This is a genomic window from Rhodococcus sp. GB-02, from assembly GCF_053470465.1.
Genome location: NZ_JBPUKE010000002.1, coordinates 594,624 through 608,611 on the forward strand (window position 1 = coordinate 594,624; position 13,988 = coordinate 608,611).

The 13,988-nt window shown below is 63.0% G+C and carries 11 protein-coding genes; 4 read left to right on the forward strand and 7 right to left on the reverse strand.

Translation table 11 applies throughout. From position 1 onward, the window contains the following. The first annotated feature begins 77 nt into the window (after nucleotides 1-77). The 3 genes from ACSW29_RS15910 (at nucleotide 78) to ACSW29_RS15920 (ending at nucleotide 4,655) form a co-directional block, all read left to right on the forward strand. Nucleotides 78-1,736 (forward strand): DNA repair helicase XPB, encoded by a 1,659-nt coding sequence (locus ACSW29_RS15910; protein ID WP_019744947.1) that lies wholly within the window; start codon nucleotides 78-80, stop codon nucleotides 1,734-1,736. A 102-nt stretch (nucleotides 1,737-1,838) separates the two neighbouring features. Continuing rightward, nucleotides 1,839-3,917, forward strand: a complete 2,079-nt coding sequence (locus ACSW29_RS15915; RefSeq protein WP_448277674.1) for a peptidase — start codon at nucleotides 1,839-1,841, stop codon at nucleotides 3,915-3,917. 75 nt (nucleotides 3,918-3,992) lie between these two features. Further along, complete coding sequence (locus ACSW29_RS15920) at nucleotides 3,993-4,655, forward strand: DUF3239 domain-containing protein (protein ID WP_003940490.1); 663 nt, start codon at nucleotides 3,993-3,995, stop codon at nucleotides 4,653-4,655. 9 nt (nucleotides 4,656-4,664) lie between these two features. On the opposite strand, the gene ACSW29_RS15925 is transcribed toward ACSW29_RS15920, so the two are convergent. From ACSW29_RS15925 to ACSW29_RS15950, 6 genes are read right to left on the reverse strand one after another with little or no spacing between them, the layout of a single operon-like run. Further along, a complete protein-coding gene (locus ACSW29_RS15925) occupies nucleotides 4,665-5,651 on the reverse strand; it encodes an LLM class F420-dependent oxidoreductase (protein ID WP_448277675.1) in 987 nt (328 codons plus the stop codon). Nucleotides 5,652-5,664: 13 nt separating this feature from the next. After that, the gene (locus tag ACSW29_RS15930; protein ID WP_317828728.1) at nucleotides 5,665-6,897 is read right to left on the reverse strand and encodes an MFS transporter; all 1,233 of its coding nucleotides are present in this window, start codon (nucleotides 6,895-6,897) and stop codon (nucleotides 5,665-5,667) included. Beyond that, complete coding sequence (locus ACSW29_RS15935; protein WP_448277676.1) at nucleotides 6,894-8,240, reverse strand: LLM class flavin-dependent oxidoreductase; 1,347 nt, start codon at nucleotides 8,238-8,240, stop codon at nucleotides 6,894-6,896. The genes ACSW29_RS15930 and ACSW29_RS15935 overlap by 4 nt, the downstream gene beginning before the upstream one ends. 31 nt (nucleotides 8,241-8,271) lie before the next feature. After that, nucleotides 8,272-9,144, reverse strand: coding sequence for an ABC transporter permease (locus ACSW29_RS15940; protein WP_317828726.1), 873 nt, complete (start codon nucleotides 9,142-9,144; stop codon nucleotides 8,272-8,274). Next, nucleotides 9,137-9,958, reverse strand: coding sequence for an ABC transporter ATP-binding protein (locus tag ACSW29_RS15945; protein ID WP_003940477.1), 822 nt, complete (start codon nucleotides 9,956-9,958; stop codon nucleotides 9,137-9,139). The genes ACSW29_RS15940 and ACSW29_RS15945 overlap by 8 nt, the downstream gene beginning before the upstream one ends. Then, nucleotides 9,955-11,034: an ABC transporter substrate-binding protein gene (locus tag ACSW29_RS15950; RefSeq protein WP_019744955.1), complete on the reverse strand. Its 1,080-nt coding sequence runs from the start codon at nucleotides 11,032-11,034 to the stop codon at nucleotides 9,955-9,957. Before ACSW29_RS15950 ends, ACSW29_RS15945 begins: the two co-directional genes overlap by 4 nt. 277 nt (nucleotides 11,035-11,311) lie before the next feature. Between ACSW29_RS15950 and ACSW29_RS15955 the strand changes: the two genes are divergently transcribed. Further along, nucleotides 11,312-12,274: a sigma-70 family RNA polymerase sigma factor gene (locus tag ACSW29_RS15955; protein WP_317828725.1), complete on the forward strand. Its 963-nt coding sequence runs from the start codon at nucleotides 11,312-11,314 to the stop codon at nucleotides 12,272-12,274. Here ACSW29_RS15955 and ACSW29_RS15960 read toward each other — a convergent pair. Further along, entirely contained in the window at nucleotides 12,250-13,971 is a 1,722-nt protein-coding gene (locus tag ACSW29_RS15960) for an FUSC family protein (protein WP_448277677.1), read from the reverse strand. The two genes, ACSW29_RS15955 and ACSW29_RS15960, sit on opposite strands and share 25 nt — an antisense overlap. Nucleotides 13,972-13,988 lie beyond the last annotated feature (17 nt).

A 13,988-nucleotide genomic window follows, 5' to 3' on the forward strand; every position in this document is an offset into this window, starting at 1 on the left:
AATGGCAGGGTTGGCGTCAGCCGACAACGCCGTGCAACGCTCTGTGGCTGCTGCGTTTGTTTCACTAGGAGGCTTCCGTGACCGACGGACCGTTGATCGTCCAATCCGACAAGACGCTGCTGTTGGAGGTCGACCACGAGCGCGCCGGCGATGCCAGGCAGGCAATCGCCCCCTTCGCGGAACTCGAACGCGCCCCCGAGCACGTCCACACGTATCGCATCACTCCCCTGGCCTTGTGGAATGCCCGCGCCGCCGGACACGACGCCGAGCAGGTTGTCGACGCTCTGGTTTCGTTCTCACGATTCGCAGTTCCGCAACCGCTGCTGGTCGACATCGTCGACACGATGGCCAGGTACGGACGCTTGCAGCTGGTCAAGAGCCCGGTGCACGGCCTCATCCTGGTCAGCCTCGACCGGGCAGTCCTCACCGAGGTGATGCGACACAAGAAGATCTCACCGATGCTCGGTGAGAAGGTCGACGACGACACCGTGATCGTCCACCCGAGCGAACGCGGCCGCCTCAAGCAGATGCTGCTCAAGGTGGGCTGGCCGGCCGAGGACCTCGCCGGCTATGTGGACGGCGAAGCGCACCCGATCGATCTCGCTTTCGAAGAGGGCCACTGGGAACTGCGCGACTACCAGCAGATGGCAGCGGATTCGTTCTGGGCCGGCGGCTCAGGCGTCGTCGTGCTGCCATGTGGCGCTGGTAAGACGATGGTGGGCGCAGCAGCCATGGCAAAGGCCAAGGCCACCACACTCATCCTCGTCACCAATACCGTCGCCGGTCGTCAGTGGAAGCGTGAGCTCATCGCCCGCACATCGTTGACCGAGGAAGAAATCGGCGAATACTCCGGCGAGCGCAAGGAGATTCGGCCGGTCACGATCGCGACCTACCAGGTGATCACGCGTCGCACGAAGGGCGAGTACAAGCACCTCGAACTTTTCGACTCCCGCGACTGGGGACTGGTGATCTACGACGAGGTCCACTTGCTGCCCGCGCCCGTCTTCCGGATGACGGCAGACCTGCAGTCGCGCCGCCGTCTCGGCCTGACCGCAACGCTGGTTCGTGAGGACGGCCGCGAAGGCGACGTCTTCTCGCTCATCGGCCCCAAGCGCTACGACGCTCCGTGGAAGGACATCGAAGCGCAGGGCTGGATCGCGCCGGCCGACTGCGTCGAGGTGCGAGTGACGATGACGGACGCCGAGCGCATGTCCTATGCCGTCGCCGAACCGGAGGAGCGCTACAAACTGTGCTCGACGGCGCACACCAAAATTGCTGTCGTGAAGTCGATTCTGGCGAAGCACCCGGATTCACCGACCTTGGTGATCGGTGCGTATCTCGATCAGCTCGACGAACTCGGCGAAGCCCTGAACGCGCCGGTGATCAAGGGATCCACCAAGAACAAGGAACGTGAGATCCTGTTCGATCAGTTTCGTAACGGTGAGATCCAGACGCTGGTGGTGAGTAAGGTCGCGAACTTCTCGATCGACCTTCCGGAGGCGTCTGTCGCCGTGCAGGTTTCGGGAACCTTCGGATCGAGACAGGAAGAAGCTCAGCGGCTCGGACGACTGTTGCGACCCAAGCACGACGGTGGTCAGGCCCACTTCTATTCGGTGGTTTCCCGCGACACTCTCGATGCGGAATATGCGGCACATCGTCAGCGATTCCTCGCCGAACAGGGCTACGCCTACCGGATCACCGACGCCGACGACCTGCTCGGACCTGCAATCGGCTGAGCATTTCTGCAACACGTTGCAGAATCAAATGGACATACGTCCAGTTATCTGTAGAGTGTCCCCTGTCACAGTCGTGTCCATCGGCCGGGGGTCACCAGCACCATGCGCTCAGTTCCACGTCTACGGGGTCGGCTCGCCGGAACCATCTCGCTGCTGACTGCCGCCGTCGTCGTCGCCACGACCGGCGTCAGCGCGGCGGCACCGAGTCCTGCTCCTACCGCGCAGAACTCGGTGTACGCACTTGCGAACGGTTGCTTCGCGCTGCGCACCGAGTCTGGTGATTTCGTCCGTCGTGACGGGTCGGCGTACCTCACCGACGTAACGAAAGCCGCAGACGCCGAACCGTTCCGCCTGCATGCGGCCCAGTTGGGTCGTTTCATGCTGTACGGCCCGGATGGGTCGATGCTCTCGCACGACGGCGCGGACTCGGTACTCGCCACCTCCGAAGCAACTCCCTCCACCGACTGGACCGTAATGTCCACCGGCGAGTCCTTCGTTCTGACCGCGACCTCGAACGGCCGTCAACTGATCTCGCGAGATTCGATGCTCACGATGTCCGATCCCGGTGACGTTCCCGAATCTGCGTTCACGCTGATCCCGCGCGACGGCTGCGCCGATTTCCCCGAAGCGGAGGTGGGCGCAAACGGCGTTCCGGAAGAAATCGGACCGAACGGTGAAGTCACCGGATTCATCGACACACACGTGCACATGAACGCCTCCGAGTTCATGGGCGGAAACCTGCACTGCGGCCGACCTTTCGACCCTCAGGGCGTCACCGCAGCGCTCGTCGACTGCCCGGACCATCAACCCGACGGGATACCGGCGCTCCTCGAAAATGTTCTGTCGTACGGCAATCCCTTCGAAACTCACGACACCACCGGCTGGCCGAGTTTCGCCGACTGGCCGGCGCACGATTCACTGACGCACGAACAGACGTACTACAAGTGGGTCGAGCGAGCTTGGCGTGGTGGTCTGCGAATCTTCACCAATCTCTTTGTCGCCAATCGTGTCCTGTGCGAGCTGTATCCGAGCAAGCGAAATCCCTGTGACGAGATGGAGACCGTCCGGATCCAGGCGAAGCAGACACGCGAACTCCAGGACTACATCGACGCCCAGTACGGCGGTCCCGGCCGGGGTTGGTTCCGCATCGTGAGCTCGCCGGAACAGGCCAGGCAGGTGGCCGCCGACGGGAAGCTGGCCGTCACCCTCGGAGTGGAGGTGTCCGAACCCTTCGGTTGCTCTGTGCGTAACGGGATTCCGCAGTGCACCGAGGACGACATCGACCGCGGCCTGGACGAGTTGTACGACTTGGGTGTCCGGCAGATGATCGTCACGCACAAGTTCGACAACGCCCTCGGCGGTGCCCGTTTCGACGGCGGAGTCACCGGAGTGGCCGTCAACATCGGCAACTACCTGGGCACCGGGGAGTTCTGGCAGTCGGAATCATGCACCGGCGTCGCCGAGGACAACGTGCTGCCCACCAAGGTCGACGGCGCACAGAATCTTCTCGCAGTACTCCCACCCGGAGTGACACTTCCGGTGTACCCCGCTGGTCCGCAATGCAATTCACACGGCCTGACCGACCTGGGTGCATACACGATCAGCGGTTTGATGGACCGAGGGATGATCGTCGACATCGATCACATGAGCGTCAAGACCGCCGAAGCAGCCCTCGATATTCTCGAAGCCGCGAACTATTCCGGTGTTGTTTCCAGTCACAGCTGGAGCGACCCGAGCCTGTACAAGCGGATCTACGCGCTGGGAGGGTTCGTCGCCCTGTACGCCGGGCAACTCGACGCCTCGGACGACAAGCCCGAAGAGCGCGGATTCATCGACCAGTGGCGCGACGCGCGGGCAATGCGAAGCGAGAACTACTACTTCGGTTTCGGCTACGGCGCCGACACCAACGGCTTCGGGCCGCAGGCCGCACCGCGCGGTGACGCCGCCGAAAATCCGCTGCAGTATCCGTACACCGCCTTCGACGGCACCATCATGGACCAGCAGCGCGCAGGCACCAGGGTTTTCGACGTGAACACCGATGGCGTTGCCCAGTACGGGATGATTCCCGACTGGATCGCGGACATGCGTATTGCTGCGGGCGCCGACGGCGACACGATCATCGAGGACATGAGCCGCGGCGCCGAGGCCTACCTGCAGATGTGGGAGCGAGCACGAAACTAGCTACGCTGGTGGACGGCTCCCGGAAGATCGGGGGCCGGTCCTAGATCGTCCGGCACCACCCGAAGGATTTTTTTCGTGGCTGACTTCCAGTTCACCGTCGACAAGGCCCACGCCAAGTCGGTCAACGACACACTGGCCGACGTACGCCGCCTGCAGATTTCCGCAGTGATCTTCGCGATCGTCCTCGCCGCGGTCGGAGCCTGGCTGATCAGCATGGGCGAGGTGTGGTCCATCATCATCGGCGCGGTCCTCGCCATCGGTGCGGCCAGTTCACTGTGGGTCGCCGTGTGGGCACCTCGCAAGGTGGGAAGCGTCGAATCTCTGTATGCAGACAACCCACTGGTTCCCGCGATCGTCACCGAGGTTCACCCTCGAGCGGCGACCCTGACGGCACTGATCGACATCGCGAAGCCGGCGGCCGGAGCACCGAAGTACGCGCTCGTCAGCCGCAATGTTCGACTCAATCCGAAGTGGCGAGTCGGCGACCGCATTCCGTCGGTGGCACTGCGTTCGGATCGTTCCACCCGAAGCAAGGCTGACACGTGGCAGATGGTCAGCCCCATGCCGATCGAGTGGGGGACCAAGGACTCGGCAGTGCTGGCACGCGCGATCGCAGCTGTCAGTGCGAGCGAGTGGAACTTCCTGCAGAGCCGGATCCCCGACTCCGAAGAAGTTCGCACCCACCCCGATCGCCGGGTTCTGATCAACCCGGCCGATCTTCCTGACTCCCTGCGCTAGCCCAAACGGTTACGCGAGCGCGGGCAGCACTTCCTTCTCGAACATCTCGATTCCCGACGTGTCGTACGCGGCCTCGGGGAAGTAGAAGATTCCGTACTCGAGTCCCTGCGCCTTGAGCGCCGACAGGTTCTCGATGATCTGCTCGGGTGTACCTACGGCAGGCATTCCGCGGAACGCATCGAGCGACGCATCGGCGGCAGCTTCGCCGACCAACGGCGTCAGTCGGGCCTTCAGTGTCTCCAACCGCTGAGCCACCTCGGATTCCGTCGCGCCGATGGCCACGTTGTAGTTGGCCGAACGGACGATGGCGTCGAAATCGGTACCGACGGTGTCGCAGTGCTTCTTCAGGATCTCGGACTTGTGCGCGAAGCCGGCCGGGGTGCCGTCGAAGTTCGTGTACTGCGCGTACTTGGCCGCGATCTTGAGTGTGACCTTCTCGCCGCCACCGGCAACCCAGATGGGAATTCCGCCCTCTTGCAACGGAAGTGGACGGCACAGCGCTCCGTCGACCTGGTAGTACTTGCCGTCGAGCGTCGCGCTGCCGGTCGACCACGCCTGCTGCATGATCTGGATTCCTTCGTCGAGGCGGCCCAGACGCTCACCGGCAGAGGGGAAACCGTAGCCGTACGCGCGCCACTCCTGCTCGTACCAACCGCCGCCGATACCCATCTCGACGCGTCCACCCGTGATCAGGTCGGTGGTCGCGGCGACCTTGGCGAGGTACGCCGGGTTTCGGTAACTCATGGCGGTACACATCTGGCCCAGTCGGATACGCGAGGTCGACGCACCGAGTGCGGCCATCAACGTCCACGCCTCGTGAGTCGCTTCTTCCGTCGGCTGGGGAACGGTGTGAAAGTGGTCGTAGACCCACACCGACTCCCACGGCCCTGCCTCCGCGCGCAGCGTGAAATCTCGCATCACCTCCCACTGCTTCGCGGGGTCGATGCCGACCAGGTCCAGACGCCAGCCTTGAGGTACGAACAGTCCGAATCGCATGTAGCGAGCCTACCTACAGTTTCCCGACGCGCGAGAGGGGTGACACCCGCGGAGAATAGACCGGAATGAAGCGGAACATCATCGCCGCGCCGGCAAACGACGTCGCGCCCAGTGCGGCAAATGCCCACCCGAGCGGGAACACCGCGGCGAGAAGACCGATCGCGAGCGGCCCACCGAGCATGCCCGTGTCGTGCGTCAAACGCCATGCAGCGAGGAACTCGGCGCGCTCTTCGGGCGGGGCGATATCAGCACCGAGAGTCATGATCACGCCGTTGCCCAGTCCGTTGCCGATCCCCATCACGACAGCAACCACCGTCAATTCCACTGCGCCCGTCGAAAACGGCAACATCAGGTACGACACACCGATCACCGTCAGCGAAGGCACCGCGACCAACCTACGTCCGTATCGGTCCATGATGTGTCCGGCCGGATACGAGCACAGCAGGTCCACGGCCGCACCGATACCGAAGATCACACTCACCTGGGCTGCATCCAACCCGAGGTGCAATGCCCACAATGGAAGAACGGCCTCACGCGAAGCGCGGGCGGCGCCCATCAGAAGGGAGCCTGTCCCGAGCGTCGACAGAGCGGCACGATGACGGCGAAGGATCTCCGGGAGGGTGACGTGCCCGTGATCGCTGTTGCCCGCCTGCACCTTTCGTGGCGGGTCGGGAACGCGGGCCATCAGCGCCCCGGCGAGCACGACGCCCACCAACTGGACGAGGAATCCTCCGCGCGCTCCCACCAGGAGAATCACGCCGGCACCGATGAGCGGTCCCAGGAAGAAACCCAACCGCCACATCGCGGCGAACGACGACATTGCTCGGGCCCGAAGACCGAGTGGCACGGTCTCGGCGAGGTAGCTCTGCCGCGCAAGGCCCCACACCGCATTCGCCAGTCCGGTCAACAGTGCGCCGATACCGAGCATCCACGGAGTCTGTGCAAGCAGACAGATCACCACTCCTGTTGCACCCAACGAACTTCCGCCGATGATCGATCTACGCTCACCGAAACGCGACACTATCCGGCCGGCAGGGAGGTCACCGAGTACGGCACCCAAGCCACCGAGCGCAACGATCAGGCCGGCGACGGCGACCGATGCACCCAGGTCGCGCGCGGTGACGGCCACGATGGGGGCAGCCGCACCCTGACCGATCCCGAAGATGGCCGCCGGCACGAAAACCGTTGTGACCAGTGGCTTGAGTCCGGCAATCGCCGGCTGTTCCTTGGGCAGTGTTTCCGTCACGCGCTCACTTCTGCCGCGTCAGCGGCCCGCGAGAACCGGTTCGCCGGACGATCGAGGCCGTAGTGGCCCCGCAGGGTCGATTCGGCGTACTCGGTTCGGAAGAGCCCACGCGCCTGCAGAATCGGCACGACCCGGTCGACGAACACCTCGAGCCCTCCGGGCAGATAGGGCGGCATGATGTTGAAGCCGTCCGCTGCGCCCTTGTCGAACCATGCGGTCAACTCGTCCGCGACCTGCTCCGGTGTCCCGGCAAATGTCCGATGCCCACGGCCACCGCCGAGTTTGCCGATCAATTCACGGACGGTGAGGTTTTCGCTCGCTGCAAGATCTTTGACGAGCTGGTATCGACTCTTGTTCCCTTGGATGCGATCGATGTCCGGCAACGGTGGCAGCGGGGCATCCAGAGAATGCTCGGTGAGATCGACACCCACCATGTTCGAGAGCTGGCGCAGCGAATACTCGGGAGAGATCAGGTCCGTGAACGACTGCTCCAGAGCCTTCGCTTCTTCTTCCGTATCCGCGATGAAGGGCACGATGCCCGGCAGCACCTTGATCTCGTCGGGACTACGCCCGTACTTGATCAGCCGCGCTTTGAGGTCGGTGTAGAAATCCTGCCCCTGCTCGAGTCTTCTTTGAGCGGTGAACACGGCTTCGGCATACCTCGCCGCGAAATCCTTACCGCTCTCGGAGGAACCGGCCTGTACAAGCAGCGGACGTCCCTGTGGAGACCTCGGCGAATTGAGCGGGCCAGCCACCGTGAATCGTTGACCGTCATGGTCGATGCGATGGACACGATCAGGATCGGCGAAGATTCCGGTCTCTTCGTCCAGGACAACTGCCCCCTCTTCCCAGCTGTCCCAGAGTCCGAGCGTCACGTCGAGAAACTCCTCGGCGCGCTCGTAACGACCGCTGTGCGTCGGTACCGCATCGAGGCCGAAGTTCGCGGCCTCGTCGGCGCCGGCCGACGTCACGATGTTCCACCCGCCTCGTCCGCCACTGATGTGATCGAGGGAAGCGAACTTCCTTGCGAGAGTGTACGGATCGATGTAACTGGTCGACGCGGTTGCAATCAACCCCACCTTCTCGGTGGCCGCAGCGATCGCCGACAGCAAGGTGACGGGTTCGAAGATCGCCTGAGTGTTGTATTTGACCCGCGGACCGACTGCTAGACCGTCGGCGAAGAACACCGAGTCCAGCTTTCCACGCTCGGCGATTCTCCCCAGTTCCTGGAAGTGCTTGACGTCCAGAAGGTTGGCCGCATTTGTGCGAGGGTGGCGCCACGCCGCCTCATGATGGCCGACGCCCATCAGGAAGGCGTTCAGATGAAATTGTCGTTCGGACATGAGTTCGCAGAATCTTTCCGTGAAAGTGTGGTCAGGTGGTGACGCGCCAGCGCGAGAGCCGACGTTCGATCAGGACCAGAATCGCGTTGATTGTCAGACCCAACAACGAGATCGCGACGATGCCCGCATACATGTTCGGGATCTGGAAGTTGAGTTGGGAAGCGGTGATCAGATACCCGAGACCGGCTTTGGCCCCGACCATTTCGGCGGCGATCAGCACGAGAATCGACGACGCGGCGGCCATGCGGATACCCGTGAAGATCGTGGGAACTGCGGCGGGCAGAACCACCTTCTGGAACAGCCGAATCGAGGAGAACCCCAGCGAGGCAGCGGACTTGATCAGCAGGGGGTCCACTGTTCGCACACCGGAGATCGTGTTGAGCAGAATCGGGAAGGTGCAGGCGTAGATCACCAGAGCGATCTTCGATTCCTCACCGATTCCGAGAATCAGCACGAAGACGGGAAGCAGAGCCAAGGCTGCTGTGTTGCGGAACAATTCGAGAATCGGGTTGAGGAAGTCGGAGACCGGGCGGTACCAGGCGATCGCGATTCCCAACGGAATCGCGATCGCAATGGCCACGAAGAATCCGGTCAGCGCACGCGTCAGACTGGCCGAAACATGCTCTTGCAATTGTCCGTTCTCGGCGAGAGTGAAGAATGCGGACACAACTTCGGCGAAGGGCGGCAGGAAGACCTTGTCCACCAGCCCGAGCCGAGGTGCCGCTTCCCAGATCCCGAGGAAGATCGCGATCGCAATCGACGGCTTGGCAATCCGCCAGGCGGTGGAACCGATGTAGCGCGCCGCCTTGCCGCCGGCCTGGCTCCGCTGCGCAATGTCAGGTGTTCTGTCGGCCAACGGTTTCGGGGTGGCGACCACCTCCGGCGTCGCCAATGCGCTAGACATGTGCAACCTCCTTGGCAGGATCGAGTTCGCCGGCCCGAGCGCGCTCGACTTCACCGTGCAGCAGCGTCCAGATCCGGTGCCGGAACACACGGAACTCCTCGCCTGATCGCACGTCGTCGCCGGACCGGTCGATGTCGATGTCGACGATCGTCTTGACGCGCCCCGGGCGCGAAGTCAGTACTGCAACACGTTGCCCGAGGTAGATGGCCTCGTCGATTCCGTGGGTGATGAACAGGATGGTCTTGCCGGTGGCCTTCCAGATGCGCAGAAGCTCGTCCTGCAGCGACTCTCGCGTCTGTGCGTCCAGCGCAGCAAATGGTTCGTCCATCAGCAACACTTCGGGATCGAATGCCAAGCTGCGGGCGATCGCGACTCGCTGCTTCATTCCACCGGACAACTCGTGCGGATAGCGATCCGCGAAACCTTGCAGACCGACCAGTTCGAGGTAATGCTCGGCGAGTTCGCGTCGCTCGCTCTTCTTCACGCCCTTCGCTTCGAGTCCGAACTCGATATTGTGACGTGCAGTTCGCCATGGAAGTAGCGCGTATTGCTGGAAGACGATTCCCCGATCCAAGCCTGGGCCCGTGATCTGCTTGCCGTCCAGAAGGATTCGACCGGAAGTGGGCGAACTAAGTCCTCCGAGGAGGTCCAGCAGAGTCGACTTGCCGCAACCACTCGGCCCGACGAGGACCAGGAACTCCCCCGGCGCCACGTCGATGTTGATGTCCTCGACCGCGGTGAAAACTTCGTCGGTCCCACGAATGTCGAACTGTTTGGTGACGTGCTCGAGCCGTAGTTTCGGTTCTGTGCTCATTTTGCTGCCTCCAGTGCCTGTCCGTCAGCGCCGCTGTCGGGTGAATACGTTCCGTTGGCGTACGGGTTGAATTCGTTGGTGTAGATGTCCGACGGCTTCAACTTTCCTTCTTCGAGTTCGCCGTTACGGGTGAGCCAGTCGATCCACGTGCTGATCTCGGTATCGGTGATCGTTCCGCCGGGACCGGCGACTCCTGGGCTCTTCCAGTAACTGATGAGCTTGGTGTCCTCGTTGCGTCCGCGGCTGTTGATGATCGACGTCAGCTTCGCGATCACTTCTTCTCGTGGGTGCGTCTGCGTCCAGCGGATGGCCCTCGCTGTTCCCTGTACGAAATCGGCGACCGCCTCCTTGTTCTGCGCGATGTAGTCGTCACGGAACACCAACGTGCCGTAGGTGAACGAGCCGAACAGCGATTCGTCGGTGAACAGCTCGCGAAGACCACCGCGTTCGAGCGCTGAGTCACGGAAGACCGAGCCGAGGGTGGCGACATCGATCTGTCCCTGGCGCAGCGCCTGTTCCGTGTTGACCGGCGGAACGACGATCAATTCAACCTGCTTGATCTCGTCAGGCGTAAGTCCCTGCCGCGCAAGCCATTCACGGACGACGAACTCGTGGTGCGCACCGAGGGTGTTCATCCCGACCTTCTTGCCGATCAAGTCCTTCGCCGACTTGATCGGACTGTCGTCGAGTACGTAGTACCCGTTGAAGCTCTCCTTGTCGGAGCCGTAGTACCCGATGACCGAGGTGATCGGTGAACCGGCGGAAGCCAACTTCACCACCGCACCGTTGAACGCTCCGCCGAACTCGGTTTGACCAGTCGCTGCGTTCTGGATGCTCTGAGGGCCGCTGGTCGTGTCACCGATCCAGTTGAGCTCCACGTCGTTGAAGTAGCCGAGGTCAGCGGCCAGTTCGGGGTAGATGACCTGTCCGGTGCTGCCCTCGTACCGCAGGACGGTCTTGCCGTCGGCGGTCTTGACGACTTCGTCGGAGGAGCCCGAGCAGGCAACGGCAAGGCTGGACAGAGTGACAAAGGCGACGGCCGCGGCTACCGAGCGCGCGAAACGAGGGCGAATCATGAAGTTGCTTCCTGTAGAAGATGATTGGTTCAGTTCTCGGCTACACCTGTCCGGAGCGCCGTGTGCGGCGCTCGGCACAGGCAGGTGTGGGGAATGTCAGTTCAACGACAACAGTTGAGCGACATGAGCGGGAAAGACCGAAACACGTGGGACTCCAATGAATGTGACGACGGAATCGAGCCGTTAGCAGTGCCGAAACCATACGTCGGCACCCACTACCTGGGTCAACGGTTACATTCATGCCGGATTTAATGTGTGAGGTCCGTATCATGAGGGCATGCTTTCGCCGACGACTGCGCAGGACTTCGAGCAACACCGTGGCCACCTGACGTCGGTGGCCTACCGTCTCACCGGAAGTTTCAGCGACGCTCAGGATGCGGTGCAGGAAGCGTGGATACGGCTTCAAGTTGCCGAAACCACGCGAGGCGAAGAGCTGCAGATCCGCGAACTGCGCGGATGGCTCACCACTGTTGTCGGACGGATCTGCCTCGATCATCTCAAATCGGCCGCGGTCAGAAGAGAAAGCTATGTCGGACAGTGGCTTCCGGAGCCGATCGTCACGCCCGTCGACGCCACCGCGGGCACACCCTCAGCGACACCCGATCCGCTGGAGTACGTCGTGACGCAGGAGCAGAATCGTTTCGCTGCCCTCGTCGTCCTGGACACCCTTACTCCCGCTCAACGCGTTGCCTTCGTCCTGCATGACGGCTTCGACGTGCCCTTCGCCGAGGTTGCGCGAATCCTCGACATCGAAGTTGCCACTGCCCGTCAGTTGGCCTCGCGGGCCCGTAAAGCCGCAGCCTCGGCGCCGGTCCCGGTCAGTAGCGAGGAGCATGCTGCCGCCGTCGAGCGATTGGTGACGGCTATCGCGAGTGGAGATCTGAACGCCGTGATCGATGCACTCGATCCCGATGCCGTCCTGATCGGTGACGCAGGCGGAACTACCCGCACGGCAGTCAACGTCGTCCGCGGCAGTGATCGTGTGGCGCGGTTCTATCTGGGGTTGGCCCGCAAGTACGGACCGGCGGCGCTGTTCTCGATGACACCGGTTCTCGTCAACGGACGGCTCGGCGGTGTATTCGCCGGCTCACCAGGGGATGACCAGTACCCGCAGTTCGCCGCTCGCGTTGCCGGCTTCACTGTCCGCGACGGAGTTGTGTGCGCAGCCTACGATATTGCGAATCCAGCCAAGTTCAGCGCTGTGCCGATGCTCGATCACACCGAACCCGAACGCAAGTAACGAGACTCCCATTCCTCGAGGTGTGATCTGGACACCTGCGTTCCGAACCACAGTCGGTGCAGTACATCCGATCCCAGATGATGCAATTCGGTGTGCGTCCTCCACTGCTGCGACGCCCACTCGGGTTCGTTGTGGGCGGCGTCGATCCCGGCCATCGCGCTACCTCGCAGTTCGAAGTCCAGGTCCCGTCGAAGCTCCGAAAGCTCCGACCAATTCGCCTGTGGTGCATAGTGCCTCGCGCGAATTTCGGTCAGTAGCTTGAACAGGACGCTACTCGCCCGTTCGTCGACCCAGATCAGAGTGCGTCGATGCGCACCGCGCCCCACCGTCCACAGGACCACCAACGCCACGACGACGCCGATTGCCGTCTCGAGCATGCGGCTGAGGATCAGATGTTGGACGGTCCCGTGCGCACCACCGGCCGCGCCGAGGAGAATCGCGAGGGCGGTGATGAAGATGACGGCTATCCCGTAATTCCGCACCAGGAACAGCTCGATCCCGGCCATCAGGACGGCAAGTACCGCCACCAACCACAGACCGGTCGGACTCCAGGCGTAGATGGCACCCAACAGAATCAACCCGAGGACGGTTCCGCCGATGCGGTGGATTCCGCGATAGGTGCCCAGTATTCGATCCGGTCCTTGATGAAGGACCATCGCCGCGGCGATCACCGCCCAGTCCGGGCGATCGATGCCGAGCAGGACGGTGAGGGTTCCCGCGGCCATGCAGGCAATGGACAGCCGAAGTGCCGTGACCGACGCTCGGCTGGACGGATTGCAGGCGCGGAGGAACCGATATCGGATCGTCGGGTCGGGCAGAGGCGGGTGAGCCCCGACCTCGTCGACGTCGAACGCGGGGTCCGCCATGAGCTCCGGATCGTGGTCGTCGGAGATCGCTCTGGCCATCGAGATCTGCGCTCGTTCGAGTTCACGGGTCAACGGGTGGTCTTTCCCGACGATTGCGCCGCGGTAAAGGCACTGCCACGCGTCGTGCAGCCGAAGTGCTGCAGCGTGGCGTTTGTCTCGCGTGAGTTCGGGTGGGGCGTACGCCGCCTGGGCGTCCGTGTAGTCCGAACCGGCCGAGACGGCTGCCTGTACAGTGCTGCGTTCGACAGTTCTCGGTGCCCACAGGATTCCCGTCATCGAGACGACCACCGCGCTGATCCCACCGATTGCCGTCCACATCGCGACCTCGACCGGCGGCTGGCCGGGAGTGGCGATCACGGAGCTGATCTCGGTGGTGAGCAACAGAAAGAAAGCGCCCGGTGGGCCCAATCGAAGCGCGTCGACGGTGAAGGCGCAGGTCGACACCACGACGGCCATGATCAGCACGACAAAGACGAGCAGCACCGTCGGCGCTCCCTCGGCGATGGCTCGGTGGACGGGCTCGCCCACTGATGCCCCGATGAAGGACAGGATCGTCAGCGCCGTCGCGGCGATACCGACTGCCTTCCACCTGCTCCGGTAGGGACGGCCCTCACCGTAGATCGATGCAAATGCACCGAGGCCGACCAGGAGCGACGCTGACCCGAATCCGAGAAGTGTGGCGATGGCCGCCGGAATCGCCAGCGCGAGGGCGACGCGAACCGCTCCGGGGTACCGGTTTCCCACCGGCGGCAATCCGAACAGGACGCTGCGCGCCGGCCGCGGAGCCGGGAGGTTGGACTCGTGACCCGCTGATGTTTCTTCGGGGTCCACTGCCCATCCTTCGCGCC

Bases quoted from the DNA above. Each gene is read 5' to 3' on its own strand.
- ACSW29_RS15915 (WP_448277674.1), top strand. From the start codon at position 1,839: ATGCGCTCAGTTCCACGTCTACGGGGTCGGCTCGCCGGAACCATCTCG.
- ACSW29_RS15925 (WP_448277675.1), bottom strand. From the start codon at position 5,651: ATGCGATTCGGACTGTTCGTACCTCAAGGCTGGCGTCTGGACCTGGTC.
- ACSW29_RS15935 (WP_448277676.1), bottom strand. From the start codon at position 8,240: ATGTCCGAACGACAATTTCATCTGAACGCCTTCCTGATGGGCGTCGGC.
- ACSW29_RS15940 (WP_317828726.1), bottom strand. From the start codon at position 9,144: ATGTCTAGCGCATTGGCGACGCCGGAGGTGGTCGCCACCCCGAAACCG.
- ACSW29_RS15945 (WP_003940477.1), bottom strand. From the start codon at position 9,958: ATGAGCACAGAACCGAAACTACGGCTCGAGCACGTCACCAAACAGTTC.
- ACSW29_RS15950 (WP_019744955.1), bottom strand. From the start codon at position 11,034: ATGATTCGCCCTCGTTTCGCGCGCTCGGTAGCCGCGGCCGTCGCCTTT.
- ACSW29_RS15955 (WP_317828725.1), top strand. From the start codon at position 11,312: ATGCTTTCGCCGACGACTGCGCAGGACTTCGAGCAACACCGTGGCCAC.